Source organism: Lonsdalea britannica (genome assembly GCF_946477055.1).
Classification (GTDB): Bacteria; Pseudomonadota; Gammaproteobacteria; order Enterobacterales; family Enterobacteriaceae; genus Lonsdalea; species Lonsdalea britannica_A.
The window spans coordinates 1-3,808 of sequence record NZ_CAMKXG010000289.1 but is presented as its reverse complement, the minus strand read 5'-3'; the positions used below and the strand labels follow the sequence as shown (position 1 = coordinate 3,808).

General features: G+C 58.9%; 3 protein-coding genes and 1 pseudogene. 2 read left to right on the top strand and 2 right to left on the bottom strand.

All coding sequences use genetic code 11. The features are described 5' to 3' along the window. Positions 1 to 174, top strand: a 174-nt coding sequence (locus Q7O77_RS15355; protein ID WP_304169335.1) for an NAD(P)H-dependent oxidoreductase, incomplete at its 5' end; no start/stop codon positions are given. Between the two features lie 39 nt (positions 175 to 213). Here Q7O77_RS15355 and Q7O77_RS15350 read toward each other — a convergent pair. Together Q7O77_RS15350 and Q7O77_RS15345 are read right to left on the bottom strand one after the other, a co-directional pair. Further along, on the bottom strand, positions 214 to 447 hold the full coding sequence (locus tag Q7O77_RS15350) for a YnbE family lipoprotein (RefSeq protein WP_304169333.1): 234 nt from the start codon (positions 445 to 447) through the stop codon (positions 214 to 216). An 11-nt stretch (positions 448 to 458) separates the two neighbouring features. Continuing rightward, positions 459 to 3,062: a YdbH family protein gene (locus Q7O77_RS15345; RefSeq protein ID WP_304169330.1), complete on the bottom strand. Its 2,604-nt coding sequence runs from the start codon at positions 3,060 to 3,062 to the stop codon at positions 459 to 461. A 339-nt stretch (positions 3,063 to 3,401) separates the two neighbouring features. On the opposite strand from Q7O77_RS15345, the pseudogene Q7O77_RS15340 reads away from it, so the two are divergent. Beyond that, a pseudogene (locus tag Q7O77_RS15340) lies at positions 3,402 to 3,808 on the top strand (2-hydroxyacid dehydrogenase); the annotation flags it as partial.

Genomic DNA, 3,808 nt, shown 5'->3' with positions numbered 1-3,808 from the left:
CATAAAGACACCCCGAGCGATCTGGTCGCGCCTTATCTGAAGCTGATATTGGGCTTTATCGGCATCACCGATGTCGAATTCGTGTTTGCAGAAGGCATTGGCTACGGCCCGGAAGTCGCTCAAAAAGCCTTGCAGGACGCGAAGGACCAGCTCACTCAGCTCGCCAACGCGTAAGCGCACTCTACCCTCGTTCGTGTTAGTTCTTTGGCTGTACTACTCTTGCTGCGCGCCGTCAGGCGCGCTTTTTTTTATCTGTTCCGCGACGCCGGTATCCGATTTTTCCAGCAGCTGCGTGGCTTCTTTGTCGGCCTTGATATGAATATCATGATCGATCTTCACATTCATGTTGATGGTGATCGGCGTCTCCGGCGCGGTCACTTCAATGCGCGGCGTACAGCCTGTCAGCACCATGGCGGTCAGCCATAAAACGGCTTGTCTGTCATACATCGTGTGGTTCCTTATTGGGTTGACCGCTGCTTCAGCGCGTTCTGTATCGTGTCGCCCCAGCGCAGGCTGCGCCATAACTGGAACAGATTCTCCTGATGACGATAGTTCAGATCGACCTGCTGTCGGGCATCTCGCGGCGAATTATGACCGCTGATAAAGGACTTCATCAACAGTTCCCCCTGATTACTCAGCTGTAGCGTCGCCGTGGAATGGTCGACTTCCAGATAACGCAGCCAGCGCACCAGCGCTGCGCTGACCATATCGCTCTGCGCCACTTCATCGGCGAGATCCTTATCCAGTCTCAACGTTAACGCGCCGTCGTTGGTGACGCGGCCATTCTGCACCAGCATCGTGGGATGATTGAAATTGATCGGCAATACGCCGCTGACACGGCCGGATAACGCCACTTTGTTCACTTTGATCGCGGTCATGAGTTCACTGGTCTCAATCCCATCCATCCTCAACAACGCCGCGTCGCGCTGTGGGAAACGCAGCGGCGTCAGAGACACCTTGCCGCGCAGCAGCTCCATCTCTACCCCAGCCAGCGTCATCGGGTGTCGCTCGCTGTAAGGATATGCGCCGAACACCTCCGCCCGGATATTTTGTATCCGAAATCCGCTGTTCAGTTCGGCGATCCGCAACGAGACCGGTTGCGAAATGCCCAGCTGCCAACGCGGATCGGCGTAACGATACGGTAGAACGAAGTCCACGCCGCTAACCTCGCCGTCGTTAAGCCAGGCGCTACCGTTTTTCACGACCCAGTGTCCACCCACCTGAAAGCCCTGTCCGCGGGCCGCTGAAAACGCGCCCTGTCCATAAAATTGCCCGCGGCGCAGCCTGATTTTCCAGTCTGCCGGCAATAGCGGCTGGAATACGCGCAGCGTTTGCGGCGGCCACCAGCCGCTGCCGCGCAGGCGCTCGCCGTCCCAGCGACCGACCAGTTTCACCGGGCCGATCTCTTTAGCCTGTAAAGCGCCGCGCCATAAGAAATGGTTGGGGTGCTCGCCCTGTACCTGAACGTTCAGCTCGGCGGGCGGTAACGCGCCGGCACCGGTGAATGCCACCCGGTCGGCCACTAGCCGGAACGCGCCGTCAAACGCATCCTGCGTCTGATCCCGCTGCCAGCGCAGCGGTTTTACTAACGTCAGACGGGGTTTGGCGACCGTCATCGCGCCGTAACGCAGTTGGTTCAGCCCGCTGGATAAGGTGCTGACTTCCAGCAACGCGTCTTCCCAACGCCCGCGACCAGCAATATCCCACCGACCCTGCAATGGCGGCAGCTGGCCTTTACCCCAGTAGCGCCAGTTCCAGATGCCGTTATCCGGCCAGAAACGCTCCGCCTTGCCGTCCATATGCAGGCTGAAACGTCCCCAGTAGGCGTCGTTGGCTTTGACAATCGCCTGCAAACGCCCGCTCACGCCCTGCGCATTTACAACAATCCCCGCCAGCGGCCAGCGGGCGTCTTCCAACGTCAGGCCGGGTTGAGGCTGCCCCCAGGCGCGCAGCAGAGAGCCGGGCAGCAAGACCAGATCGGGGTTCAGCAATGCGCCGCGCAGCATGCCCGGCAGCGTGGCGGAAAACGATAGATTCGCCAGATTGGCCTGTCCGGCCAGTTGAATACGCAAATTGCTGTCGCTAAGCCCAAGTGAACCGGGCCCTAACGTCAACACCGCATTGGCACGGCCGTTATGTCCCTGCGTTAACATATTCACCCGCGCTTCGAGCTGGGGCTGCCCGTGAATCTGACGCCAGTCGTGCAGCGTCAACGATAATCCGCCCGAGACCGGCTGCGTACCGTACGGCCACGACCAGCGCCCTTCATTGACGGTGATGGCGTCCGCGCTGACGCGCCACGGCAGGCTCAGCAATGCCTGTGTATCGGCCTCTTTCGCCAACCTGAACTCTCCCTGCGAGTCCTGCCAGTTTAGCGTCGCTATCACCGGCTCCGGTAAATCAAACGGCAGTCGGCTGACCTGCAAACGCCCCGTTTCCGGAAGGCTCGTCAGCGAATCTGACAACTGTATCTCGCCTTGTATCCACAGTGGCGGGCGATCGGGCAGCGCGGTCAATGCCGCGCGGCGCAGCGTTAACGCCCGACCGTCGAGATCGGCCTGCAGTTGCAGGCGGCCATTGTTGATGTTCAGTGATTGTTTCCCGTCACGGGAAGTGAGATGCAGCGCGCTAACGTCATCCAGCCACGGCGTCAGCGTGATGCGGTCGATGATCACCTCACCGACGGGCAGACGCCGCTGCCATTCCGACAGGCTGGTTGACGTCTCTGAGGCCGAATCCGCACTTTGCGGCCACTGCGCAAGGCAGCTTCCGTCCAGCGCCACGTTCGCAACATGAATGCGCCAGCCGCCGTCTTGTCTCGTCAGGCGGCCATCAGCGACGTTCAGCAGTTGGCATTGGGGTAAATGTATGGAAACGCCCGGCACGGTGAGTCCGCCCTGTTGCCAGGATGGCGGTTCATCCAGCGTCACCGTGACGCCCGGCGGCGCCAGAAAGGTCAGCAGACGGGGCAGCCACTGCGGCAACGTTAATCCGCCTATGAGTATCACCAGCGCGATAGCGCCTAGCCCAATACCCACGCGAGGTAAAAAGTGTTTAATCATTCGCCATCATTATGCATATCAGTCTTGGTGAGCACGGCGATACCTTCCTCGCCATGCGGGGTTTAGCGCACCTGTAACAGTAGCAGCATTCCGCTATTCAACGACTCACGCTGAGAAAAACAGCGAACATTCATCGGCCTGCATAATAGTACCCTCACGTGACAGATACTACCCTTCACGCCAACCGCCGGATAAAGGTATGCTGTCGCTACACGCCTCAAAAACACCCCTCAATGCCAATGGGCGCTATCACAACGCGAAACAGACATTGGGCGGTGGCATTCCGGCACGCTCACTATTTTATGCTAGCCTAACCTAAAAATAGCGGGGTAAACGACAATGAAACTGGCTGTCTACAGCACCAAACAGTACGACCGTAAATATTTGGATCGGGTCAATCAGGACTACGGCTACCAGATGGAGTACTACGACTTCATGCTAAGTCCGCAAACGGTGAAAACCGCTGAAGGATTCGACGCCGTGTGTATTTTCGTCAACGATGACGGTGGGCGCGAAGTGCTGGCCGAATTGGCCGCGTTCGGCATCAAGATCGTGGCTCTGCGCTGCGCCGGTTTCAATAACGTCGATCTCGACGCCGCCAAAGCGCTGGGGATCTCGGTGGTGTATGTGCCCGCCTACTCGCCCGAAGCCGTGGCGGAGCATACCGTCGGCATGATGATGAGCCTGAACCGACGGATTCACCGCGCCTATCAGCGCACCCGCGATGCCAACTTCTCACTGGAAGG